Origin of the sequence: Paenibacillus sp. MMS18-CY102, from assembly GCF_009789195.1 — a bacterium.
GTDB lineage: Bacteria > Bacillota > Bacilli > Paenibacillales > Paenibacillaceae > Paenibacillus_T.
In genome coordinates this window covers 145514-168663 of the sequence record NZ_WSTC01000006.1, presented here as the reverse complement: position 1 = coordinate 168663, position 23150 = coordinate 145514, and the positions used below count along the sequence as shown (strand labels likewise).

21 protein-coding genes and 1 riboswitch are annotated in these 23150 nt (G+C 49.7%); of the genes, 4 read left to right on the top strand and 17 right to left on the bottom strand.

Annotation, left to right across the window (positions count from 1 at the left end; all coding sequences use genetic code 11):
• Positions 1-26: 26 nt before the first annotated feature.
• A complete protein-coding gene (locus GON22_RS06505; protein WP_160395293.1) occupies positions 27-1940 on the bottom strand; it encodes a hypothetical protein in 1914 nt (637 codons plus the stop codon).
• 277 nt (positions 1941-2217) lie between these two features.
• Here GON22_RS06505 and GON22_RS06500 point away from each other — a divergent pair, with 277 nt between their 5' ends.
• Entirely contained in the window at positions 2218-2691 is a 474-nt protein-coding gene (locus GON22_RS06500; protein ID WP_160395292.1) for a GNAT family N-acetyltransferase, read from the top strand.
• Here GON22_RS06500 and GON22_RS06495 read toward each other — a convergent pair.
• The 3 genes from GON22_RS06495 to GON22_RS06485 all read right to left on the bottom strand — a co-directional run bounded on the left by GON22_RS06495 (position 2688) and on the right by GON22_RS06485 (position 5760).
• Entirely contained in the window at positions 2688-3149 is a 462-nt protein-coding gene (locus GON22_RS06495; protein ID WP_160395291.1) for a RidA family protein, read from the bottom strand. The two genes, GON22_RS06500 and GON22_RS06495, sit on opposite strands and share 4 nt — an antisense overlap.
• Positions 3150-3302: 153 nt before the next feature.
• On the bottom strand, positions 3303-5183 hold the full coding sequence (gene htpG, locus GON22_RS06490) for a molecular chaperone HtpG (protein ID WP_160395290.1): 1881 nt from the start codon (positions 5181-5183) through the stop codon (positions 3303-3305).
• Positions 5184-5301: 118 nt separating this feature from the next.
• Positions 5302-5760, bottom strand: a complete 459-nt coding sequence (locus GON22_RS06485) for a hypothetical protein (RefSeq protein ID WP_160395289.1) — start codon at positions 5758-5760, stop codon at positions 5302-5304.
• Positions 5761-5889: 129 nt separating this feature from the next.
• Here GON22_RS06485 and GON22_RS06480 point away from each other — a divergent pair, with 129 nt between their 5' ends.
• Positions 5890-6207: a hypothetical protein gene (locus tag GON22_RS06480; protein WP_160395288.1), complete on the top strand. Its 318-nt coding sequence runs from the start codon at positions 5890-5892 to the stop codon at positions 6205-6207.
• A 68-nt stretch (positions 6208-6275) separates the two neighbouring features.
• On the opposite strand, the gene GON22_RS06475 is transcribed toward GON22_RS06480, so the two are convergent.
• The 3 genes from GON22_RS06475 to GON22_RS06465 all read right to left on the bottom strand — a co-directional run bounded on the left by GON22_RS06475 (position 6276) and on the right by GON22_RS06465 (position 7281).
• Entirely contained in the window at positions 6276-6557 is a 282-nt protein-coding gene (locus GON22_RS06475) for a hypothetical protein (RefSeq protein WP_160395287.1), read from the bottom strand.
• A gap of 62 nt (positions 6558-6619) precedes the next feature.
• Positions 6620-6775, bottom strand: a complete 156-nt coding sequence (locus tag GON22_RS06470) for a DUF3934 family protein (protein WP_083814148.1) — start codon at positions 6773-6775, stop codon at positions 6620-6622.
• Positions 6776-6933: 158 nt separating this feature from the next.
• Positions 6934-7281 carry a hypothetical protein gene (locus GON22_RS06465; RefSeq protein WP_160395286.1) on the bottom strand — a complete coding sequence of 116 codons (348 nt, stop codon included), beginning with the start codon at positions 7279-7281 and terminating at the stop codon, positions 6934-6936.
• A gap of 180 nt (positions 7282-7461) precedes the next feature.
• On the opposite strand from GON22_RS06465, the gene GON22_RS06460 reads away from it, so the two are divergent.
• Positions 7462-8922, top strand: coding sequence for an esterase-like activity of phytase family protein (locus GON22_RS06460; RefSeq protein ID WP_202113115.1), 1461 nt, complete (start codon positions 7462-7464; stop codon positions 8920-8922).
• Between the two features lie 196 nt (positions 8923-9118).
• Here the strand turns inward: GON22_RS06460 and GON22_RS06455 are convergent, their stop codons facing one another.
• Entirely contained in the window at positions 9119-9730 is a 612-nt protein-coding gene (locus GON22_RS06455) for a hypothetical protein (RefSeq protein ID WP_160395285.1), read from the bottom strand.
• A gap of 411 nt (positions 9731-10141) precedes the next feature.
• Positions 10142-13921: an MBG domain-containing protein gene (locus GON22_RS06450; RefSeq protein ID WP_160395284.1), complete on the bottom strand. Its 3780-nt coding sequence runs from the start codon at positions 13919-13921 to the stop codon at positions 10142-10144.
• Positions 13922-14163: 242 nt separating this feature from the next.
• A riboswitch (ZMP/ZTP riboswitch) is annotated at positions 14164-14243 on the top strand.
• Between the two features lie 51 nt (positions 14244-14294).
• Between GON22_RS06450 and GON22_RS06445 the strand changes: the two genes are divergently transcribed.
• On the top strand, positions 14295-15461 hold the full coding sequence (locus tag GON22_RS06445) for a phosphoribosylaminoimidazolecarboxamide formyltransferase (protein WP_237179045.1): 1167 nt from the start codon (positions 14295-14297) through the stop codon (positions 15459-15461).
• A gap of 67 nt (positions 15462-15528) precedes the next feature.
• Here GON22_RS06445 and GON22_RS06440 read toward each other — a convergent pair whose 3' ends face one another.
• The 8 genes from GON22_RS06440 to GON22_RS06405 form a co-directional block, all read right to left on the bottom strand.
• Positions 15529-16218 carry a zf-HC2 domain-containing protein gene (locus GON22_RS06440; RefSeq protein WP_160395283.1) on the bottom strand — a complete coding sequence of 230 codons (690 nt, stop codon included), beginning with the start codon at positions 16216-16218 and terminating at the stop codon, positions 15529-15531.
• Positions 16190-16702 (bottom strand): sigma-70 family RNA polymerase sigma factor, encoded by a 513-nt coding sequence (locus GON22_RS06435; protein WP_160395282.1) that lies wholly within the window; start codon positions 16700-16702, stop codon positions 16190-16192. The genes GON22_RS06440 and GON22_RS06435 overlap by 29 nt, the downstream gene beginning before the upstream one ends.
• Before the next feature lie 117 nt (positions 16703-16819).
• Positions 16820-17764 (bottom strand): aldo/keto reductase, encoded by a 945-nt coding sequence (locus tag GON22_RS06430; RefSeq protein WP_336604269.1) that lies wholly within the window; start codon positions 17762-17764, stop codon positions 16820-16822.
• Positions 17765-18156: 392 nt separating this feature from the next.
• Positions 18157-19254 carry a threonine aldolase family protein gene (locus tag GON22_RS06425; RefSeq protein ID WP_160395280.1) on the bottom strand — a complete coding sequence of 366 codons (1098 nt, stop codon included), beginning with the start codon at positions 19252-19254 and terminating at the stop codon, positions 18157-18159.
• A gap of 97 nt (positions 19255-19351) precedes the next feature.
• A complete protein-coding gene (locus tag GON22_RS06420; RefSeq protein WP_160395279.1) occupies positions 19352-19909 on the bottom strand; it encodes an AAA family ATPase in 558 nt (185 codons plus the stop codon).
• Positions 19910-19972: 63 nt separating this feature from the next.
• Positions 19973-20839 carry a copper amine oxidase N-terminal domain-containing protein gene (locus tag GON22_RS06415; protein WP_237179052.1) on the bottom strand — a complete coding sequence of 289 codons (867 nt, stop codon included), beginning with the start codon at positions 20837-20839 and terminating at the stop codon, positions 19973-19975.
• Positions 20840-20844: 5 nt separating this feature from the next.
• Positions 20845-21747, bottom strand: a complete 903-nt coding sequence (locus tag GON22_RS06410; protein WP_237179044.1) for an ADP-ribosylglycohydrolase family protein — start codon at positions 21745-21747, stop codon at positions 20845-20847.
• A 138-nt stretch (positions 21748-21885) separates the two neighbouring features.
• A complete protein-coding gene (locus GON22_RS06405; protein ID WP_160395277.1) occupies positions 21886-22980 on the bottom strand; it encodes a glycosyltransferase family 2 protein in 1095 nt (364 codons plus the stop codon).
• Positions 22981-23150 lie beyond the last annotated feature (170 nt).

The window sequence follows — 23150 nt, the reverse complement described above, 5'->3', positions numbered from 1 at the left end:
ATCCCCCTGTTATGTTTGTTTATCGTTTAAAGAAAATCGATATTGTCGATTTTCTCTAATACTCTGTCTAGCAACAATATAGAAGCAGTATCTCTGTCCTCTAGCTGATTAAGGAAAGCCTCAACTGCCTTATTCAATTGATTGAAGAATGCTTGGTATTCTTCTGGCTTGCTCTGAATCATCTCGCCATTCGATTTCGGTTGGCCAGCCCCGAGCTTCGTCAGTTGCTTGCGAATTAACGCCACCTTCTCATCATACGTCTCATCTACCTTCGCTTGCGGCCTATTATCCAATTGCAACACGAGATTGGCATACCGGTAAATAGAAAATTTATTAGCCTCTTTTGCGTATGCACCGAAATGCGCAAACATCGATCCGCCACCATTCATAATGGCATCAAGCTCAGTTCCCGAAGAGGCGATATCATCGAGTAAGCTATCGAGGGCCTTCACTTTACTTGTAAGTTCTCGATTATTTTGAAGCAATACGAAAGTCTCTCTAGTGAAGCAAGCTCCGATCTGCTCAGACATGCGGTCACGGCCCCTGTCTGATAAGTCGAGTCCGTTCGCTTCATAGGCTTTCTCATAGCGGTCATCTACTGTGTTTAGATCAACGCTCGTCAGCGTCTTGCTATCGCAAAGCGATGCGTTAATCTGCTCTTCAGTAGCAGCAGGTTCAACAACTTCTGAATCTTCACTCGTTACATCCAACATGACGACTTGATTTAATAAATAAACAGCCGCTTGATCCTTCGTCTTTAATAGGCTGATCAATGATTCCAGTTCTTGCCCAAGACGGTCTAATGCTTCCTGATACGCTTCTTGGGAAATCGAGTTATCATACAGCTGCTGCTCCGACCTGTCCCGCGTTAACTTCTCAGCATAGTCCCGAAGTTCCTTCGTGATCTTGTCATAGCCCGCAGCATCCTTCTTATTGTTCCCGCTTGATAGAAGTGTCAGATAGCGATAGACATAGAACGGATTGAATGTTGCGAAATACTTACTTTCATCGAAATACATATACCCCCCGCCGCTTTTCACAAACGCGATCGTGGAGGATGTGCCGACAATGTGATTCATAAGCTCATTCAACTGATCTGCCCGGCCACTTCGTTCTTTATCCTTTGGTGTTAGCTCCGCTCTCGCCTCTCGGAAACAATCCGCTATCTTCTCATTGACTTCAGACTCATTCTGTACGCCGTGCTTTTCAAAAGCGGCCGTATACCGCTCTACCACATCATCCAGTTCATCACTGTCTGTCATCACTTCGCATATTCTTGCAGCTACCTTTTCCATTTGCTTCGGATCTTGGCTATCTGCTGCATTATCGTACTCAGTTGGCTCTAATTGATCTTCTTTCCAGGCATCATCCTCATACACATAAACACCATGAAATCCGTACCATGTATCCTCTGAATAATCCCATACTCGGAAATCAACCTCAGCCTTGCCGTCTTCCGCTTCAAAATGTATAATTTCCGCGGATGGCCAATCCTCCGCGTCTGTTCCTTCAAAAGGAGCGGCTGCCATTCGTCCATTTAATTCTGCAAGCGTCGCAGCGCCAATTTGGATCTGGATCATTTTCTCTGCTTGCGCTTTGGACATTGCTTTAGCCAGTTCTTTCACTAGCAGCTCATGTGTATGATATGGATCACACATATAATACAGGTCGAATTGCCCCTCTTCTTTCTTGGCCAGACTTTGCTTGCCGTTACAAGTAAACGCCTCGCCAGAATCGAAGATTGTATATTCTGCCTCATTTGCCTTCAATCTCAGAGGCAATACTTCCGACCGCTTCATCACATGTGCTGAACCTTTTGCAGCTGCTGTGCTCGGGGTGTCACTATTTTGAGTAAAATCCTCGTTTCTCTCATTTGTACATGCAGTTACAGTCAACAACAAGCTCAAGATAAGCATGAGCGCTACGGTTTTGTTCAACATCCCCCAATTACCTCTCTCTAAAACAAGTTAAATCACTATATGATTATCCAACCTTTATTTTCCTTAATAACGAGTATACAAGATGAATGCACAAAAATGATACTAAAATTTCCCTAAACTTCGCACTTCTAACTCATCAAAAAATAAATAAAGAACCCACCTATTTGTGAGTTCTCTATTTATTATATGTTTCCCGCTTTTCGCTATCTATTGACAACCGTCAATTTCCGTCCTATATTCTGGTAAAAAGTAACCACGCCATTAAAGGAGCTACCCTATGGAAATATCACTTCGGCCAGCCTCGCCATCCGAGCTCCCAACCGTGCATGCGATCATGCGCCAAGCTTTTGAAGAATACCGTGGTAAGTTAACGCCTCCTTCTGGCGCGCTGTCGGAAACGATCGAGGATATTTCGAGCAAAATCGAAGCTAATGGCGGCGCCATTCTTGCACAGGATGGGAACGCTGCTGTAGGCTCGGCCCAATTCTTCATTCACGAAGACTATGTGTATATTGGGAGAGTATCTGTGCTTCCTACCCACCGAGGAAGTGGCATTGCAAAACAAATGGTCGCTTATATCGAGAACCACGCTAGGCAGCTAGGGGTCGTACAAACGAGGCTTGAGGTTCGTCTGTCGATCCCGGCTAACGTAGCTTATTATAAAAAGCTAGATTATAACGTGTTGTCCTTACACGCCTACCCGGATGAAACGGACTACTGGTACGTAATGGGCAAAGTTCTGACTAACTAGCATTCCTGCCCCTCCACCTCGAAAATCGAATCAATAATGATGGGCAGGTTGTCCCTCACCGACACTGCCCCCAGCACCGATCTGGCATGAATCCCTCGTTCGCCAAATGCTTCAATCATCAAATCCGAACACCCATTAAGCACTTTATGATGTTCCTCAAAAGCTGGCTCCGCGTTTACGAAGCCTTGAATCTTCACCACTCGCTTGACTTTATCCAGTGACCCTAATGCATCCCTCACAACAGCGAGCACCTCAATGCCCGCCTGCCTTGCATAGTGATACCCTTCTTCCACCGTAAAATCGCTGCCTAGCTTGCCTTTCGGACTCCCTGCCGGCCCTTTGCCAGATACGAATAATAGGCTGTTCACCTGCACATAGTTGGCATATCGGGCGGCTGGACCGCTAGCCTCCGGCAATGTGATGCCCATTGCATTCAGCCGCTCCATTATTTCGGACATGTTATTCCCTCCTTCTTCCAATGACTATTTTTTTATATTGACCTGTTATTTAGATGCAGTCAACGGCCTGTTTTCCAAATTATAAGCACAACAAAGGGCGACCCCAGCCATCGATAGATGGCCGTTGGGATCGCCCTTTGTTCGTTCGTTCTCTTACACCATCACTTTACAAATATCGTTCGTGAACGCCACCGGATCTTGGATCGGCAAGCCCTCGATCAGCAAGGCTTGGTTGTACAGCAGGTTCGTGTACAGGCTCAGCTTGTCCGCGTCACCCGCTTGCGCGGCCTTCAGTGTCTGGTATACCTCATGGTTCACGTTAATTTCCAGCACCTTGTCGGCTTGCACGTCTTGGCCGTTCGGCATCGCCTTCAAGATTTTTTCCATCTCGATTGTGAGCTCGCCTTCCGTCGACAAGCAGACCGGATGCGACTTCAGGCGCTTGGATGCGCGAACGCTCTTCACTTTGCCGCTGAGAATCGAAGACATTTGCTCAAACAGCTCTTTGCTTTCATTCTGTTCAGCCTCTGTCTCCTTATCTTTCTCATCCGGCTCGATGCCCAGATCGCCGCTCGATACGGACTTGAACGACTTCTCCTTGTAGCTAATGAGCGACTTGATTGCGAATTCGTCGATATCGTCAGTGAAGTACAAGATCTCGTACCCTTTGTCCAATACCATCTCGGTCTGTGGCAGCTTCTCGATGCGGTCGATCGATTCGCCTGATGCATAGTAGATATACTTCTGGTCTTCTGGCATGCGCGATACGTACTCGTCGAGCGTGACCAGCTTTTTCTCTTTGGAGGAGGAGAACAAGAGCAGATCCTGCAGCACATCCTTGTTCGCGCCGAATTCGCCGTATACGCCGAACTTCAGCTGGCGGCCGAATGACTCGTAGAACTTCTCGTAGTTGTCACGCTCGTCCTTGAGCAAGCTTTGCAGTTGGCCTTTGATCTTGTTCTTGATGTTCTTCGCAATCAGCGTCAGCTGGCGGTCATGCTGCAGCAGCTCGCGCGAGATGTTCAGCGACAAGTCCTCGGAATCGACCATGCCCTTCACGAAGCTGAAGTAGTCCGGCAGCAGGTCAGCACACTTGTCCATAATGAGGACGCCGTTGGAGTAGAGCTCCAGGCCTTTCTCGTACTCCTTCGTGTAATAGTCGAACGGCGTACGTTCTGGAATGAATAGGATCGCATTGTAGACGACTGCGCCGTCAGCGCTAATATGAACATGCTTAAGCGGCTTGTCGAAGCCATAACGCTTCTCGAAGTAGAAATTCTCGTAATCCTCCGGCGTCAGCTCGCTTTTGTTTTTGCGCCAGATCGGCACCATGCTGTTGACCGTCTGCTCTTCGAGCACTTCCTCGAACTCGTTCTCGCTGCCTTCCAATGGGCGCTGCGTTTTGAAGTCCATGCGGATCGGATAACGGATGAAGTCGGAGTACTTCTTGATGATTGCTTTCAGGCGGTAAGGCTCCAAAAACTCATCGTATTGGTCGTCCTCCGTGTTCGGCTTGATGTGCATCACGATCTCAGTACCGACTGCGTCCTTCTCACAAGGCGTAATCGTATACCCATCTGCGCCTTCGGATTCCCATTGGAACGCCTCCGTGCTGCCCAGCGCGCGGCTGCGTACAATAATGCGGTCAGCGACCATGAAGGCGGAGTAGAAGCCTACGCCGAATTGGCCGATAATGTTGTGTCCATCTTGGCGCTCGTTCTCGTTCTTGAACGCAAGCGAGCCGCTCTTGGCGATGACGCCCAGATTGTTCTCCAGCTCTTCCTGCGTCATGCCGATGCCTGTATCGGTAAGCGTCAAGGTACGCGCAGATTGGTCCGCCGTCACTTTGATAAAGTAATCGTCTTGGTTAAAAACAAGCTGATCGTCCGTCAGCGCTTTGTAGTATATTTTATCGATGGCATCGCTAGCGTTCGAAATCAGCTCGCGGAGAAAAATTTCCCGCTGCGTGTAGATCGAGTTGATCATCATTTCGAGCAATCGTTTTGATTCGGCTTTGAACTGCATTTTGGTCATGGTTAATCCCCTTTCGAATAAGTAAAAGGCTTTCTTGTTAGCACTCCATCAAGTTGAGTGCCAACTCCCTACTTGATTATATAACATATCCCATTTTTCAATGTCAATATCAGCAGCTTTATTCTCGCATCAACCGAATCATATGGATATGCTGATCAACACTCCAAAACTCTAATTTTATTGCATTCTGCTTATCTGCATAGACATAAATCTCCGCACCTTGCTCATGCCTTTTGCCGGTTGGTGCCCCGTAGGACTGTGTAAGTGAAGATTTGGTTGCATTGATCTTGATGCCTTTTGCTGTAGACAGTTCTTTCCCTGCACCCGCGCTTAGCTCAACCCACTGAATTTCATTTCGGTTATCTACGCCTACTTTCAACCCATTGTTGCAGCGATACATGACCACCCCATCGATGCTTTGGCGTTTCTCTATATCTGTATCTGTATCTGCAAAACGGTCATCAAGCGAGATTCCCCCTAGTTTCTCTGAAGAAAGAACAACGCTTCTGTCCGGATGGCTGCAACCCACAACAAGCATAACGATTAGCTGCAAAATCATTAGATACCGTTTCTTCAACTATCCCCCTCCTTCCAATCTCAAAATGGTTGATAGACAGGGTACACTTGTATACTCGCAATTCGCGGTCAATTCATATAGTAGAGCATCAACCAATCAAGCGTTAAGAGAATGGGAGAGAGATTACGAATGGGCAAAGGCACCATCTACATTACGATCGTTCACGGCAACATCATTCACAACACGATTAACCAGCGGGCAGAGGGCGGCGGCCAGATTCTTAAGAATGTCGGCGCGAACGCCAACCAAGGCGGCCAAAACGCGATTAACGGCAGCCGCAGCTTCAATAAACAAGCGAACTTCGCTAATGGCAACGGCCGCAGCGGCATCGCGGGCAAGAAAAATGATGAGCAAGGCGGGCAATCGGCGGTTAAGAAAAATATTTCAAAGAGCGTGTACAAAAAGAGCAAAAAGAATCATGGCTGGAACAAAGGCATGTTCTATTAATAGCAAAACAAATAAGACTCGAGCCTCTCGTGATGGGGCTTGAGTCTTTTCGGTTGAACTGGCGGTGGTTATTGCGCTGCGAATTCCGAATTGGCTTTGCTGAGCATTGCTTTCCAATCCGTAAAATCCGTTTCACGCGCGACATGCCGATCCAGCAGCTCGTCGTGGATGTTGTTCATTTCATCGAGGGTATCGACTTGGAAGTTACCCTTCTCCAGAAACTCCTCCATGCTCTTGCAAGTGGAGTACTTGCCCATGAATCGGTCGTTGAACAGGTCTTTCAATGATATTTGACCTTCTTGCACCGTTTTCTGACCTTGCAGTTCCTTAAGCAGGTCGTCAAACGACATTGGCTTATGCTTTCTCAGATGACCACTTCCTTTGCTTTTTATCCGAATGAGATCGTGTTACATTACGTCGAAGGCTTGGTTGCCGTCGCATTTACTTTTTTGGTGCCTTTGCTCGTGTATGGCTTCGGAGCGTTCTGGGCTCGCTTGGCACTTGCCTGCCAACGATTCCAGCCTTTCTTATCCGTCCCTCTGCCTGTTCCGCCCTTGCCCTTCGCCATCCTTCACTCACCACTCCATTAATAACGAACCACCAATAAGGTAAAAGTCGTTCTTTATCCAAGTATGATGAACTATACAGCAGTCTATTCAATATGTACAGCAAATGGGACGTTATCCCGCGTATATTTGTGAAATTTTTCGTTAATCGCGCAAACGCTTACCGTTTGTCGACCTGCAGCAGCTTAATTTTCTTAACGGAGTAAGTGTCCTTAATCTTCTCTTCCGTGATGACATTCAGCTTAATGAGGCTCGCGATGCGCGCAGAATCCGGCTTTGACAGCATTCTCCACACTTCTAGATCAGGAAGCGCCTCTAATAGCTTGCTGTCTTCGTATTCCTTGCGTTCTTGCAAGACGACCTTCACTCGATAGTTGCCTGCCTCCCAATCAGACAAGCCCTGCTCATCGCAATAGCCAATAATTGCCGTGCGCAGCTCCGCCAGCTCCTGCTCGATTTCCCGCTGCTTCTGTTTTAATTGGTAATACCGTTTGACAGACGCATCCATATTACGATCACGCTCCTTCCTCTCACTATATGAAAGAAACATCGTGATTAGGACATATGGCGCGAGATTGATTCGCTTTTACAATACATTCAAGTCTACATAATGTGAACTTAACATTGTCCAAGTATAACTAGTAAAACAGCTACAGAGCCTAACGGCTCGAAGGGAGAATTCACGTTCATGATTAAGAAAAAATGGATGGTCACTGCAACCGCAGCACTTACACTTACAGCAGGGATCGGCATTGCATCGGCAGCAGCACTGAGCGGCACGCCTGCTGAAGGCATCACGTACTCGAATAACGGAGATTCGATTACGCCATCGTCCTCCGCCGTAAATATTGACGGGCATCTGTACATGCCAGTTCGCGCACTGGGCGAAACGACTGGCAAATACGTCGATTGGGACGACTTCCGCCGCAGCGTTGCAATGACGGACAAGCCTCAATTGACAGGCAAATATTCATTGAAAGCGGCCGACCTCGCACAAGGCATCAAAATGGGCGTCGGCTCCTCGTTGACGCATCTTCCAGGCGATCCGGACAACGTGTTCTACTCGACGGCTGACCGCGGGCCGAACGGCCAAGTGGACGTAAACGGCAAGCTGGTGCGCACGTTCCCGCTCGCAGGCTACACGCCTAGCATCTATAAAATCAAAATCGCAGACGGCGAGATTCAAATTCTCGACCAATTCCCGCTGCATGTGAACGGCGTTGACCCGGTGTCGGGCAAAGCGAACATTACGGGCTTGCCTAACATTAAGGGACGCGACGAAGCGCCATTTGACACGAAAGGCGAGAAAGAGCTGTCCTACGATCCATACGGCCTTGATATCGAAGGCTTGGCTTATAACGCGAAGGACGACACGTTCTGGATTTCGGATGAGTATGGCCCATCGATCGTTCACGTCAAACGTGACGGAACGCTCATCGAGCGCATTGTGCCAAGCGGCTGGGCATCCCAAGCCCAGTCCACGCTCGTGCCTGCACGCGAGACACTCCCAGCCGTCTACAACAAGCTGCGCCAAAACCGCGGTGCAGAAGCAGTTGGCATTACGCCGGACGGCAAATACATGTTCATGGCGATGCAAAATGCGCTGCGCAACCCGAACAAGGACATGGACAACTCCCGCCAAGTGCGCATTATTAAGTTCGACCTGTCGACGCTGAAGCCGGTAGCCGAGTTCGTCTACCAGCTCGAAGACGCTACACAATTTAAGGATCTCGTACAAGGCGACATCGTCGTATCCGATATGGTGGTCGTCAACGAAAACACGCTGCTCATTGACGAACGCGACAAGTTCTCCGGCGACAATGCGCAGTTGAAGCGTATCTACGCAATCAACCTGTCGGACGCGACGAACATTCTCGGCAAATACGATGATGAGAAGACAGCTGGCAAGACGCTAGAGCAAATGACGATTGGCGATCTCAAAGCAAACAACATCCTGCCAGCTTCCAAACGTACCGTTCTGGACGCAGTAGAATTCAAATTCCCGTATGAGAAAATCGAAGGCGTATCGCTCATCAACGGCAACACACTGGCGATCGTGAACGATAACGACTTCGGCGTAGACAGCAAGCTGGCGACGAACGGCACGGAGCTGTGGACGTTTAAGCTGCCTTATACGCTTGGAAAGTAATAGGCAGGCAGCGCGCTGCGCAAACGAATATTCGTCCGGGGAATGCTGGCCCGTTTGGCTGTCGAGAAAGTCTCGACAGCCTTTTTTGTGTTAGGGGGCAGCAATACCTGCCCTATTCGGGCGGATTGCCCGCCGACAGGGCGTTTAGGGCAGGTTTTTCTGCGCAATCAGACGGGCGACTAATGTCGGTCCGTCTTTATTTTGACTTCGTAAAGGCGATGATCTCCTTCGCGTCTTGCGTTAGCGGTTTTAGCGAATAGTTCGGATACGTTTGTGTTACGCCCCAATACTCGCCATCGCTCGGCTCGTCGGCAAGAATCCAGTAATCAAAATCCTGCAAGATTCGGTGCATATACAGGATCGATTGAACGTCTTGATGATCGCTCGCATGCTTCGCCAAAATCGCAAGCGTCGTCATATCATCCTCTGCGCCCTCCAGTTTGGCCAGCTCGTCGCCTAACTTCAAGTAAACCATAGGGTCGAGCAACCCTTCCTTCGCCATTGCGTCCCAGCCTTCACCGTCAAGCTTCTCCCACTCGCCATATCCAAGATGCGCATTGAACTGCTTATGAAGCTTAGTAATATGGCGATGCGTCGATTCCTCGATGCCTAAGTTTGCCAAGTTCACGATCTGCCCAACCGTTTGCCCGTCCGATGGCAGTATGTTCCCCCCGCCCGATTCAGGTTTCAAAATCCCGCTAACATATGCGATCACGGCGATAACTGCAAGGACAATAACGATTGCGATCATGTCACTAGCAGTACCTTTACGTGTTTTCCGTGATAGTGAGTTGAAACTCGCCGACATCCTATTCCTCCCAAACTATGTATCTACTTATTTTACACGAAAGATTCTTCTGAAATGTTTCAACACTAGAAAATATTGGCGATAAAACACATGAAAATGAGCGTTTCCCCAAGCAGCTCTATAGAGACAGTTTCTTTCTAACGGACCTCACAGCCGCTATATCCCTCTAAAAGTGCCTGTTCCAATTGTAACGGACTCCACAGCCGTTATTTCACCATTTTGCTGCTTTGTGAGAGCGATAAGGGCTAAATAACGGCTGCTCGGTCCGTTAGCATACAAATGCGGCTGATTTTGATCAAATAAGGTCCGCTCGTTCCGTTAAAATTTCAACAACACAAAAACACCTCCAAGATTGTCCTCCCCTTGCACGCGGGATCCTCTTGAAGGTGTTTTCATTGCTCTTACAAAACGCTACGCGTATTGCAACGCCTCTAACAATCGCCGCAGCATAACCGTCATCTCCGCCCGCGTTGCCGTATCCTGCGGGCGGAAGCTGCCGTTAGGATCGCCCTTGACGATGCCGAGGTCCAGCACTTGCTGAACAGCATCGGCCGCCCATGCAGAGATGCTATCCGCATCCACCAGCTTGCCGCCTTGTGCGCCTTGAGCCGCCTGTGCGTTAACGCCCGAATAGGCAATAGCTCTCGTAATCATAAGCGCCAACTCTTCACGCGTCACTTTCGCGTTCGGACGGAACGTACCATCCTCATAACCTGTTACCAAGCCTGCTTGCGCAGCCAAGGCAACGGCTTGCTCATACCATTTGCCCGAAATATCCGAGAATGTTGCGTCTGCTTCCATGCCTGAAATGCCGAGCGCACGAACAAGCAATGCGGCCGTCTCTGCACGCGTCAACCCGCTGTTCGGATCGAATTGGCCTGTGCTGCGCCCCTCAATAATGAAGCGGGAAGCCAACCACTCCGCATCTTCCTTCGCCCAATGCTGAACCAGATCGTTGAAGAGCACCGGACGGTTCACGAATAGGTAAACGCCTGTCTCATTGCTATTGAATGTTGCGATAAGTTTGCCATCAGCCAATTGGAACTGGGCTGGCACATAGCTGAACGCCTGTATTTTGTCATCCCACCGCACAACGACAGCGCTGGAATCTAAATTCGTTTTATCCGTAACAATGGAGCGCGTTACTTTTCCTTGGAATGCTTGTTTGTCGATCTTCAGTCCCTTGCTATTAACCGTTGCAAACTGGAATGCAACAGGTCCAGCCAGTACATTCACTTGCTGCTGGGCCAGTGCTGCCTGCATCGATTGGGATGCCGCCGTGCCTACATGAACGGTATAGCGCACGATAGCTTTCGAATCAAAGGCCGTAGCTGGAATCGTGATCGAGCCTGCTGGCGTCGTTACGAGCAGCTTGAACGCCCCATTGATTTTGCGCAGCTTGTCCACGACCTCGGCGCTCACTTCAATTCCGATATCTGCTTGGCCAGCATCGATGTGAATCGTTCCCGCTGTCGCGTCCGCTTGTGAGATGTTAATTCGCTTGCTGTTTCCTTGGCTGTCCACGATATCCAGATACAACCCCGACGGCTGATCGGGCTGAACGATTAACGACAGGTCATGAAGGACGGTTAATTGAAACACTTTCGTTTCCGTCACTGCGCCCCTTGTGATCGTTGCAGTAAGGGTTACCCGTTGGTCACCGCTCGTGTTCGATGGCTGCTGAACGGCACCTGTTTGTGGATTCACATAACCAGCCTCAGAGGATGCCCAAGTAATAACCGAACCGTTCACTCCAACTGCCGGCAGCGATACTTTGCTTCTGACATTCGATTCATTCTCAGTTGCTGCATAACCAATAGTGAGCAAGCCCTTATCCAGCGCTACAGCTTCCTCATCCGTCATTGCGGCAGCTTTAATTGTAAGCACATAGGACACCGAAACAGCCATATGGTTCACCGTCGCAGAAGCCTCTAACGTCACCTGTTTGTCGCCAACCGTGAAGGATGGGCGATGAATGCTGCCCGTTGCGGGGTCAAGCAAGCTATTGTCCGCCGATGTCCAGTTGAGCGTATTGCCTCCTTCATCGACTGCCGGAAGCTGGATATTCTTCGTTACGGATGCCACGCTGTCCCCTGCCGCGAAGGCTGGAGCTGGCTTAGCGTACACCGTCAATACAGCCGGCGTCGTTGTAACGTTATAGTTCGCTAACCGATGGTTAGGATCGTCTAGCTCCGGCGTGATCGGATAGGTCCCAACCGGGCTGTTTTGAACCGTTGAAGTTACGTATTGCACCGTTATGCCATCCGTCGCCAATGTGCCTGTGAGCGTCCCGGTTAAAGACGGATTTGGCTCGTTCAGCCAACGGGCGAAATCATCAGCTGTCACAGCCAAAGGCGCTTTCGTTACGGTTAACGTCGCTGGCGTCTCTGTAACCGTATAGTTGCCCAGTTTGCCTGAAGGGTCGGCTAATTGCGGTGCAATTGGATAGTCGCCTATCAGGCTGCTCGCATCCGCTGTTGTCGTATAGGAGGCAGTAATTGCATCCCCATTACGCAATCCCGACAATAAACCAGTGAAGAGTGGGTTGGCTGCGCCATATTGGCGTGAAGCATTCGATGCAGCTACGTTCAGCGGAGCTTGCGTCACCATCAACGTCGCTGGTGTTGCCGTTACATCATAGTTGCCTAGCTTGCTTGTTGGATCGTTTAACTGCGGCGTTATAGCATAACCGCCAACCGAGCTGCTCGCGTCAGCAGCTGTCGTATAGGAAGCCGTAATATTATCGCCGTTCACTACGCCCGTTAGCGTTCCTGCAAATGCCGGATTGGCTGCGCCATATTGGCGCGAAGCGTCCGATGCAGCTACGCTCAACGACGCCTTCGTCACTGTCAACGTTCCCGGTGTTGCCGTAACTGCATAGTTGCTCAAGCTGCCGCTCACAGGATTCAGGGAAGGCGTTACCGCATAACCGCCAACCGCACTGCTGACGTCCGCAGCGGTCGCGAACGATGCTGTCATGCTGTCGCTATTTTTCAACCCTGTAATCGAAGCAGTGAACGAAGGATTAGCTGTTCCATAAACACGGGAATCATTCTGTACGGTTACGCTCAGCGGCGCAGGCGTAATCTCCAACGTGCTAGGAACATACGTGACATTATAATTGCTCAGTGAGCTGCCAAGGGATGCCGTAATCGGATACGTGCCAACGCCGGTGGCGCTGCCCGCTCCAATCGTGAATACGGTTGCTCCTGTGATCGCAGGCAAGTCGCCTGTCACAGCTCCGGTATAGGTTGCCGTCGCAAGTGGCATGTTATCGCCATAAACTTTCGTTTTAGGCTGAACCGTTACGGTCAAGTCCGCTTTATTCACGGTTAGCGTGGTGGATGCACTAGCCGCGTAATAAGGGTAGGCTCCTGCATATGAAACATTCACCGTATGCGTTCCCGCCGATAAAAGAGCAAGGTAATTAACGTTAACCACGCCAGATGCGTTCGTACCAAAAGTGCCAACTGCATTTCCATCAACGGAAAATGTAACATACTTGTTCGCCAGCGGCTCGCCGTCCACCATTAAGGTTGCTGTAAACGGAGCCGCCTGGCCATATGTGCTCACAATCGGCGGCACAATAAGCGACGGAATATAGCTCCGATACGAATCGGAGACATAGGTCTGGAATGCCAGATCGTAGCTTGAATTGAATGTGCCGTAATAATAGCTCTGCCCGCCACTATACACATTTGTACCAAACATATGCATCGTTACTTGCCCCGTACCAGGAGACGAGTGAATCATAATCGTATACTTATTGCCTGCGGTAACGTTAATGCCATCTCGGAAAGTAACCGTAAACTTGCCGCCTGGCGAACCTGGCAAGGCTAGCACTTCGTTATAGGAGAGCGTTCTGGATCCCAACAACGTGCCGTTTGGATTTTCTCCATCATGAATTTCGATAATCAATGTAGTACCGGCTGGCGGACTAACCTGAGTGACAAACAAATCCAACTCATACATCGTGCCCGTCATGCCCGCGGTAAAGCTCTGCCCAATATAATTACTGCCTCCTATTGTGGACGGATGTGTCGGGCCCGTTCCTTGATCCAGCGTATTCGCGGCGGATGCCTTGCTTCCGTTCCAGCCTAGCACAATGGCCGCTGCTGCAATCGCAATGAACATCATCAAGCGGAAATGCCTTCTTCTTGATTGTAATGCTGTTTTGAGCTGTAAAATCATTACTTTTCTCCTCCTATATCATGTTGCATCCTATTACAATTACAATCTATCCATCCAAATCCGAAACTCGTATATTTCCGACTATTAATTTTCCTACTATTTTCATAAAAAAACAAGAAAAAATATGATTCAAGAACTATCTTCGTTTTCCATTTCAAACGGATATCAGAGCCGCTATAACGCACTAAATCTAGCAAAAACTTGTAATTCATCAATCTATTTCGTAAAATCTGCTTAAGAAGGAATCTGTGTGTTACTGGCGCGAACATGGTGAACCATGAGGGAGCACACAGCATAACAGCCGTACGCCTGGGCAAAGTATTCGGACTTCAAGTCTGAATACTTTTTTCATTTTCTGAGAGGAGTTTTGGAGATGAAAGAAGTTAATTTGCGGTATGGGATGAATCCACATCAAACGAAGGCTAGGCTTTTTTCCAACGAACAACTGCCCTTCACGATTTTAAATGGGGAGGCAAGCTACATTAACTTCTTGGATGCACTCCATGCATTCCAGCTTGTTCGCGAACTTCGGCAACGCATTGGCCAACCGGCAGCAGCCTCCTTTAAGCATGTAAGCCCAGCCGGAGCAGCTGTGTATTCCCCGCTTTCTGACTCGCTTATCCAATCTTATTTTGTTGAAGGCTTGACGCTTTCTCCATTGGCTGTCGCTTACGCAAGAGCCAGAGGGGCGGATCGGATGTCATCGTTCGGTGACTGTGCGGCTTTTAGTGACAACGTAGATGTGACAGTTGCAAATTTACTTATGAAAGAAGTTTCCGACATCATTGTCGCGCCAGGCTATAACGAGGATGCCCTTGCCCTTTTAAAAAGGAAAAAGAACGGAAACTATCTTATCTTGGCGATCGATCCTGATTATGAGCCACATCCTATTGAACAAAGAACCGTGTTCGGCATCACCTTGGAACAAGAAAGAAACCAAGCCGAGATTTCAGAGGAAATTTTCAATCACCTTGTAACGCAGCAACGGCACATTCCCGATAACGCCAAGAGGGATCTGCTAGTTGCGATGATTACCCTCAAATACACACAGTCCAACTCCGTTTGTTTCGCGCTTGATGGGCAAACGATCGGCATTGGCGCAGGGCAGCAATCGCGGATTCATTGCACGCGGCTTGCAGCTGGAAAAGCGGATAACTGGCGGTTAAGGCAGCATCCAATCGTGCAACAAATGGATTTCCGCGCTGGGCTGTCCCGTGCTGAAATCAATAATGCCATTGACGGCTGGACGAATGAGGATTTTACGCCTGCGGAAGAAAAGCAATGGAGACAATATTTTGGCGTGGTGCCTGCACGGCTTACGAAAGCGGAGAAACAGCATTGGCTGGCAGGGTTGAGCGAAGTGTCTTACGCTTCCGACGCGTTTCTGCCTTTCCGCGACAATATTGACCGGGCGGCTCAAAGTGGCGTGAGGTACGTCGTGCAAACGGGAAGCTCCCTGCGCGATGAACAAGTGATAGAAGCTGCCAACGAATACGGAATGGCCATGGCTTATTCGAATATCCGATTATTTCATCATTAAATAAAAGAAACAGCGGCTCGCCCAATGGCTTGAAACTGCACCATAGGCTGCCGCTGTTTTTGTTATGCTATCGTGTCCCGTTCGCTTCATGGAATTCGGCTTCCACTTCTTTGCTTGCAGCTGGCACTTCCATTCCTTCTTTCCAGACTAACACGTCCTCGCCAGACGTTCGGTAATAGATCGCTTTGAGGCCCTTGCCATATTTCTCTTTATAAAGATACTTCTCGTGTTCGATGTCCTGATGCCAATTTTGAAACCGGTCAACTATTGCCTTTGATTTTACGACTGGCCGAAGAGGGGTTAAATAAAAATTGCCATCTGCGTCCATATCATACTTTATGAAATTGATGTCATACTCATCCTTCACCTTCATTAGGTAGACAATTGTTCCATCCGATAATTTGCTCACCTCCGAAATTTCAATTCTCCCCGCAGGCAATTTCATAATCTTCCACTGAAACAAGCCCACATAAACGCCAAACAGCAGCGCAGCGCCGAGCAACCCAAGAGCAAACGCTTTTAATTTGGACCTTCTCCAAAAGCCTGCGATCCCTTTGATCGCTGCGGCTTCGTTCTCATGTTTTACAACAATCTCTTGGGGCAGGTGAATCGCCGCCTTGATTTTGTTCAGCTCCACTCGGCAGTTCTCGCATTGTGCCAGATGGCCTTCAACCAATCCCGCGCTTTCAGCGCTGCATACTTCATCCGCGTACAAAGGCAACAAATCTTTAATGATTTCGCATGGGACTGCTTCCATACTCCTCATCCTCCTCTAACAAGTCTTGTACCTTTCGTTTGGATCGATGGAATGTAACTCTTGACCAGCTTTCTGTTTTCCCGAAAATTTGGCTGATCTGCGCAAACGCCAGTTCACCAAACACCCTTAACGTAAACACTTCTTTATAAGGCTCCTCCAAACGATGCAAAGCCTTATGAATACGAAAAGCCTCTTCTTTGCTAAGCATTAGTTGCTCGATATTCAGCTCACTTGCCGTCTCCGTTGTTTCGTGAACCACGAACCGCTTTTGCTTCTCCGCATAGGAAAAGTATGTATGTTTAGCGATTTGGCACAGCCAAACGTTAATTTTACAATGGCCCTTGAATTGACCAATGCTGCTTAAAGCCTTATAAAACGTTTCCTGTGTTAACTCTTCGGCTACTGCCGGGTCTCTGCAAAGCGACAACACAAACCGGTAAACATCCTTGAAATATTGATTGTATACTTGCTCAAAATGCGTCACATTCTCACCTCCTCCAGACATAAGACTTGCTTAAGGGCGATTCGTTACAACTTTTTATAAAAAAGAAGCTTCCGAATCCCCTTGATCGGCGATACGGAAGCTTTTGCTAAACGCGAATTACCAGCCGAGATTTTGGAAGCGGATCTCTTGGTCCCACAGCTCTTGAAGCTGGCGCACTTGGTCTTGCGGCATCGGGGCATCGCTCGCTGCAACGTTCTCGTTAAGCTGCGCGATATTGCGCGTTCCCGGAATTACGGTCGCGATTTCAGGATATGCGAGAATGAAGCGGAGCGCCGCCGTCGTCATCGACGTCTGCTCGTCCGAGATGAAACGGATCTTGTCCACGAGCGCTGCACGCTTCGCAATCGTTTCCGGTGACCACCGTTTGCGTACGCCCTCGAATGTGCTTTGCGCGTTATATTTGCCAGACAGCCAGCCGGAGTCGAGCGGAATTTTTACGATCAGTGCAATGTTCTTCTCTTTCGCCAGTTGGAATGCTTCGGCAGTTTCTTGCGCGAAGATGTTGAACAACACTTCAATAACATTAACTTCTGTATGCTGAATCAGCTCTAGCATTTCTTTGCTGGAGTCTACCGAAGCGCCATAAGCGAGCAACTTGCCTTCCTGCTTCAGCTGGCTGAATATCTCAAAGTGGCCGAGTTTTCCATCGAGATGGTCAAACGGCGGGTTATGAATGAGAACGGAATCCACGTAGTCCGTACGCAGCCGGCGCAAGCTTTGTTCAACCGAAATGCGAATGCTGCTTGGATCATAGTTGGTTGTGCCGTCTGCTCCATGGCCGAATTTGGTGTTAATGACGGTTTTGCTGCGTTTGCCGGCAAGCGCGATGCCAAGCAGCGTTTCGCTGCGGCCAAGCCCATAATTCGGAGCAGTGTCGAAGAAATTCACGCCTCTCTCCAGTGCTTGATGGACGAGAGCGATGGCATCCTCATCCCCCATAGCCGCCCAGTCCTGCCGGTTGCCGAGCTGCCACGCGCCAAACCCAATCTCCGAAACCTGCTTGCCCGTATTGCCATATTGCCTTTGCTTCAACTGGATCACTCCTCATGCCCCAAAATCGCTGTATGGCTTGCCATACTCCCCAAATTATACGCTGATCACCGGGACATTTCGAGTTGTTGGCTCCACTGGGCGGCCGATAGGGCAGGTTTCTCTACCCTATTGAGCCGCTGGCGCCGCTGGGCAACCAATATCGCGCTCTAACGGACCCATCGGGCGTTATTTGGCGAAAAAGCGGCGGTTTGAGATTGTAACGGACTGAGGAGACGTTATTTTGCAACAAATGCCGATATTTCAGCTGAAATGGCGGCAATAACGCCTCTTGAGTCCATTAGAATAGCAGATGTGTCAAATTCGGAGCAATAGAGGCTGTGGAGTCCGTTAGAATCCTGATGCTTGTTCGAAACGGGAGCGATCGGCGCCGCCGCATCCACTTACTCCGTTTCGCCACGCACACGCTCATCCAGCACGCGAAAAGCGTCCCGCAGCTCCTCTTTCGGCAGCTCGGCATAGCGGTCTCCGATGCTCACCTCGAAGCAGCAGCCTCCGCCGTCCTTCTCCCGAAGCACATGCGTGAAGCCCACACCTGTCTCTTCGCTCACAGCGATGAGTATCGGTTCCAGCACCTCCTTCGCCAGCTCGCAATGGACGTGGAACATATTGGATACAGGAACCCTAGGGACCGTTGTAATTGCCGAGCAGCCGTTGTACAACGCTGCCAGCTCCTTTGCCTCCCCATAATATTGCGCCATGCGAGGCAACCGCCGCTCCATGTAATACTCCGCGCTAAGGATATATGGATAAAGGCTGATCAGATCGCCGCCATGCCGCCGTTTCCACACTTTAGACTCTTCCACAAAATCATACTCGCCCGCCAGCACCGCACCTGCAATGCCGCCGAGCCCTTTGTAAAACGAAATGTACACGCTGTCGAACAAGCCGCAAACCGCCTCTGCTGTGACGCCATAATATGGAAGAACCTCGAACAATCGCGCCCCATCGAGATGGAGCTTGATCCCCTTCCCGCGGCAGTACGCCGATATTTCCACCAGCTCTTCGTAGGGCGGCAACTGCCCGCCGATCTCCCGTTGAGGCAGCTCTAGCAATACACAAGCTACGGGCTCCTCCATGCTGGTGACATCCGCCAACCGTACTGGCCTCGTCATGTCCGCCAACAAAACTGGCTCAAGATGATGCAGTTCCTTCAAGCCGTCCTTCTCATGAATCTCAAGGTGGCAGAGCGGATGGTACGCCACCTTCTTGCTGCCCGCCCCATCCGACCAGATACGAAGGGCGATCTGCTGCGCCATCGTGCCGCTGGGGAAAAATACCGCCGCCGGCTTGCCGAGCAGCTTCGCCATCCGCTCTTGGAACGGCTCGATTACCGCGCCTAAGCCATACACATCGCTATCCAATTCGCCATCGTAATGCGCCAGCGCTTCCTTCAGCACCTGCACATTCCGCTTTCCATGGCCGGTAACGGGATACTTTGCTTGGTTGAACACCTCTAATAAAGTGGTCAATAATTTCATATGGACCGTCCTCTCTCTACGCGCGCCTGTTAGACGCCGCTGTTTGATCGGTCTTTAGAATGCTCCTAAATATGGTAAAATACTCAACTTTCGCTCGTTACAAGCCAAACGTTTCTTTAATCAAAGCCGCTGTTTCCTCTGGCTTCAAGTGGGTGTTATTGATGCGCAAATAATTTTTTCGCGTAATTTCCCCTTCCAGAGAATTCAACCGATACTGCTCCGTCGAGCTTAATAAATCTTGTTCAGACCACTCCAAATTTCGTTTGGAAGGCTTCTGTTCGAGGCGATACGGGGTTTTATTTCGTTCTAGCCTTTCATCCAAATCAGCTTCGAGCTCTACCAGATAAATTTCGCTGCCTTGCGACTCGAAGATTGCGCAAATTTTATCGATATACTCACTATCGCTCTGAACATTAAATGCCCATACATAGGTGAATATTAGTCCATCTAGACTGCTCCGGGATACCGCCTCAAAAACTTGCATGCGAATCGAATCCGTAAGCCGCCACGTCTCCGGCCCAAAATCAAAAATCGGGCTCAGCATCTCTATCGTCATATGATTGTGAAAAAGCTTCAAGCCAGTCGTTTCCGCGAGATGGCGGCCGACCGTCATTTTGCCAACCGCTTGTGGGCCAAACAGGATTACGAATTTCATAGCAGAATCCCCCTACATTAATTTCCAGAATTATAACGTAGATGCTGGAATCTATCAATATAATTAGTCCTCGGGAATAGCCTGAATAATATCACCATAATTGTTCATAGAAAAAGCAAACCATTTTCTATCGCCATCCTTGTCGATATAGGACGCTTCATTCTTACCGTTTGATTTGTGGCCAAAATACGTTCCATATAGCTCCGTTACGTCATAAGAAGGCTTGCTGCCTGCCAAGGTTACATCCGCGCTATGGGTTCTTAACAATTTGAATTGCCAAACTGCTCTAGCAACTCCATCTTTCACCTCAACAAGCGTTGTAGCGATAGGGGTAGCGTAGGTGTAACGGGAAGCATCCCCACTAGCAAAAGTGTAGGAGTACTCCTCGTATTGGTCACTCTCAGCCTTACTAGCTGGAATGAAAGAATAAGCAATCGGCAATGAAATCGCAGCTAGGCGAGCCTCTTTAAGGTCTGCTGAGGCCAACTTACTAGCATCCACTCGGTAATCTGCATCCTTTACAAACAAAATGCCACGCGTTTTCTCATACTTAACCTTAAAGCCAAACGCCTCGCTTACGAATCGGGCAGGGACCATGATTCGCCCACCGTAATTGTTCGCTGGAACATCCAACTCAGTCGCTTGTCCATTAATATAAGCAGTCGATAAGGCTTCCGTCACCTTCACCACATCATGGGATGCATTCGTAATTTCTGCGGTATGGCTTGCAGCATCCCATACATAAGTTAATCCAAGCGAAGCTAACGTACGGAGCGGAACCATCACTCGGCCAGAATCAATAAACGGGCTGCTATCGGTCGAAATAAACGCCCCATTAATGTTTACTGTAATTGTTCGAGCTACATGCGCCGACACCGATGCTGCCCCTTGTAAGGCAAACGTAGCAATTGCTGCTACCGACACGAGCATTTTCACTAGCACCCCGCTGCCCGCAACGCATAAAGCCGTTCTGCCACCTCATCCAACCGTTCCCGGATCAAAATCTTGCCGGCATACGCCTGCGGAATTTGGCCATAACCATAATATATGCCAGCTAACCCGCCGACAATGGCGCCGATTGTGTCGGAGTCGCCGCCTAGATTGGCTGCGCGTTGCACGGCATCACTGAAATCTGTGCTGGTGAGCAAGATGTGGGCAACCCAGCGAAACGTATGGACGACGAAGCCGCTCGGCTCGCAGTTCGGCTCATTCCCCAGCAGGTCCTCGTAATCCGTGCCGATCAGCTCCTGTTCGATAGCCGGCTGTAACGGCTCGCCCCCAAGCAGCCTGAACGCGATGCGGTTATAAATGACGCAAGCCTCATCACAGCGCTCATCATAGTGCGTCATCCGGGATTGCATACGTGTCACGCGCTCCGCTTCTTTCCAATTTGCGTAAGCGAGCGCCACCGGGAGACAGCGCATTAAGGAGCCATTGCCCCCGCTTTGGCCTATATCCTGATCGGTCAAAATTGCCGCTTCAAACCAGTTCCCATCATACTTCTGAAATACCGCGCGAATGATATTTCCGATGTCCTTCGGGTTCGTCTTGTACCACGCCAGAAACCGCTCGCCGATCGCCTCCACCGGATGCTCTGGCTGTTCCAAAATCCCCTCTGCCACGCACAGCGTCATCATCGTGTCATCCGTTACTTCGCCAGGCTCAAGCTGCCATACGCCGCCGCCTATCATTTCGGTCAAATAACCATAGGCCGCCTTCACTTCCTTCATGCTCATAAACTCCGTTGTGCCGCCCAGCGCGTCCCCTACCGCTACGCCATACAGCCCTCCTTTGATCCGGTCCTTCATCACGTTTGGATCGGTTTTCGCCATTATCATGATCTGCTCCCTTCAACCTCTTGGTTTTATATAGTCAAATTGATATTATCATTATGACATGTTTAATTTAAATGTAAAGGGCTTCCTGCTATTGAAATAAAAAAACAACCTCTTGGCAAGCAGGCTGTCTTGCTGGGACTATTCATTGGATGGCTGCCCATCAGGAAACAGCAGGCCTTCCAGATAAGCTTTGTTATACAGGACGGCTGCATCGTTTGGCCGAAAAGCTCGCGCTTGCTCGTTGTGCCGATACGCCTTCTGCAAATCGCCCAGCTTGTCATAACAGACGCATAGCTGCAGATGGGGAAGCCAGGTCTCGCAGGATAGGTTGCGGAGCGACCAAGCTTGCTCAGGGTTAGGCGCTTGAAGCGCTGCCTCATACCAATAGGCCGCAGTTGCATAAGCTCCCTTGTTCAAATGCCAGAACCCGATCCGGCAGCAAAACTCGGGCAGCGGGCTGCCATAACGGAACGACAACAACGCATAATCGAGCGTCAGCTCCGAGTTGCCGATTGCCGCGCAACAGTCGCTCAGCTTGCCGCAGGCAGCGATATTGTCCTCAACCCAGCCCTCTCCCGTACCGAGAAACTTCGCGTATTGCGCAATAGCTTCTTCATAACGGGCATGATCCTTTAGCTCATTCGCAAAATAATAAAGGTCTCTGGGGCCAAACGCCTCCCCCGCTGCCAGCCGGTTCTCATAAATGCGCAAATTCCGGTCATGGTCATGCCGCAAGCTCGCATGCGTTACAGCAATATCCGACGCTAGCGACACGCCGTATACTTCTAAATATTCGTGAACAGCGCCGACCCATTTGAAGCCTCTTGACCGTTTTACCAGCCGGTTTCGCCTAAGGGAGCGGGTCACCCGCCCATACTCGTCCTGCGATAAATGATAGTTCATCGAGACGGTGTCTACCTCTTCGCTCAGCGAGCTTTTCAGCTCCAACAGCTTCTTGCGGTCGGCTTCAAGGAAGATGTCATCCGCGTCCAGCCATAAGATATAAGCCGATGTCGCTTGGCTAAAGGCGAAGTTGCGTGCAGCAGCAAAATCTTCGATCCATTCAAAATCATAGATCGCCTCCGTATAGGCAGCGGCGATCGCCTTCGTTCGGTCCGTTGATCCCGTGTCGACGATGACGATCTCATCTGCAATGCCAGCTGCCGAATCAAGGCACCGCCGCAGGACATCCTCTTCATTTTTCACAATCAGGCATAAAGTAATGGTGATCATCGGGCAGCATCCCCCCCAAGGATGGTGTCATGGCACGAATATCACTAATTTATGGCACACGCCAACCAATATGCCTGCTCAAGCGAGCATTTCGTGTTCGTTCTAGCCCTCCATCAATGGCTAGCGATACATCCCCATAATAAAAAGAGGCAAGGGATGCCTCCCTCGCC

Coding starts and splice junctions, on each gene's coding strand:
- GON22_RS06420 (WP_160395279.1), bottom strand. CDS start 19,909: ATGAAATTCGTAATCCTGTTTGGCCCACAAGCGGTTGGCAAAATGACG.
- GON22_RS06480 (WP_160395288.1), top strand. CDS start 5,890: ATGGGCAAAGGCACCATCTACATTACGATCGTTCACGGCAACATCATT.
- GON22_RS06465 (WP_160395286.1), bottom strand. CDS start 7,281: ATGGATGCGTCTGTCAAACGGTATTACCAATTAAAACAGAAGCAGCGG.
- GON22_RS06415 (WP_237179052.1), bottom strand. CDS start 20,839: ATGCTCGTGTCGGTAGCAGCAATTGCTACGTTTGCCTTACAAGGGGCA.
- GON22_RS06410 (WP_237179044.1), bottom strand. CDS start 21,747: ATGATAATGGCGAAAACCGATCCAAACGTGATGAAGGACCGGATCAAA.
- htpG (WP_160395290.1), bottom strand. CDS start 5,183: ATGACCAAAATGCAGTTCAAAGCCGAATCAAAACGATTGCTCGAAATG.
- GON22_RS06405 (WP_160395277.1), bottom strand. CDS start 22,980: ATGATCACCATTACTTTATGCCTGATTGTGAAAAATGAAGAGGATGTC.
- GON22_RS06440 (WP_160395283.1), bottom strand. CDS start 16,218: ATGGAAGCAGTCCCATGCGAAATCATTAAAGATTTGTTGCCTTTGTAC.
- GON22_RS06455 (WP_160395285.1), bottom strand. CDS start 9,730: ATGTCGGCGAGTTTCAACTCACTATCACGGAAAACACGTAAAGGTACT.
- GON22_RS06460 (WP_202113115.1), top strand. CDS start 7,462: ATGATTAAGAAAAAATGGATGGTCACTGCAACCGCAGCACTTACACTT.
- GON22_RS06475 (WP_160395287.1), bottom strand. CDS start 6,557: ATGTCGTTTGACGACCTGCTTAAGGAACTGCAAGGTCAGAAAACGGTG.
- GON22_RS06505 (WP_160395293.1), bottom strand. CDS start 1,940: ATGTTGAACAAAACCGTAGCGCTCATGCTTATCTTGAGCTTGTTGTTG.
- GON22_RS06425 (WP_160395280.1), bottom strand. CDS start 19,254: ATGAAATTATTGACCACTTTATTAGAGGTGTTCAACCAAGCAAAGTAT.
- GON22_RS06500 (WP_160395292.1), top strand. CDS start 2,218: ATGGAAATATCACTTCGGCCAGCCTCGCCATCCGAGCTCCCAACCGTG.
- GON22_RS06450 (WP_160395284.1), bottom strand. CDS start 13,921: ATGATTTTACAGCTCAAAACAGCATTACAATCAAGAAGAAGGCATTTC.
- GON22_RS06445 (WP_237179045.1), top strand. CDS start 14,295: ATGAAAGAAGTTAATTTGCGGTATGGGATGAATCCACATCAAACGAAG.
- GON22_RS06470 (WP_083814148.1), bottom strand. CDS start 6,775: ATGGCGAAGGGCAAGGGCGGAACAGGCAGAGGGACGGATAAGAAAGGC.
- GON22_RS06495 (WP_160395291.1), bottom strand. CDS start 3,149: ATGTCCGAAATAATGGAGCGGCTGAATGCAATGGGCATCACATTGCCG.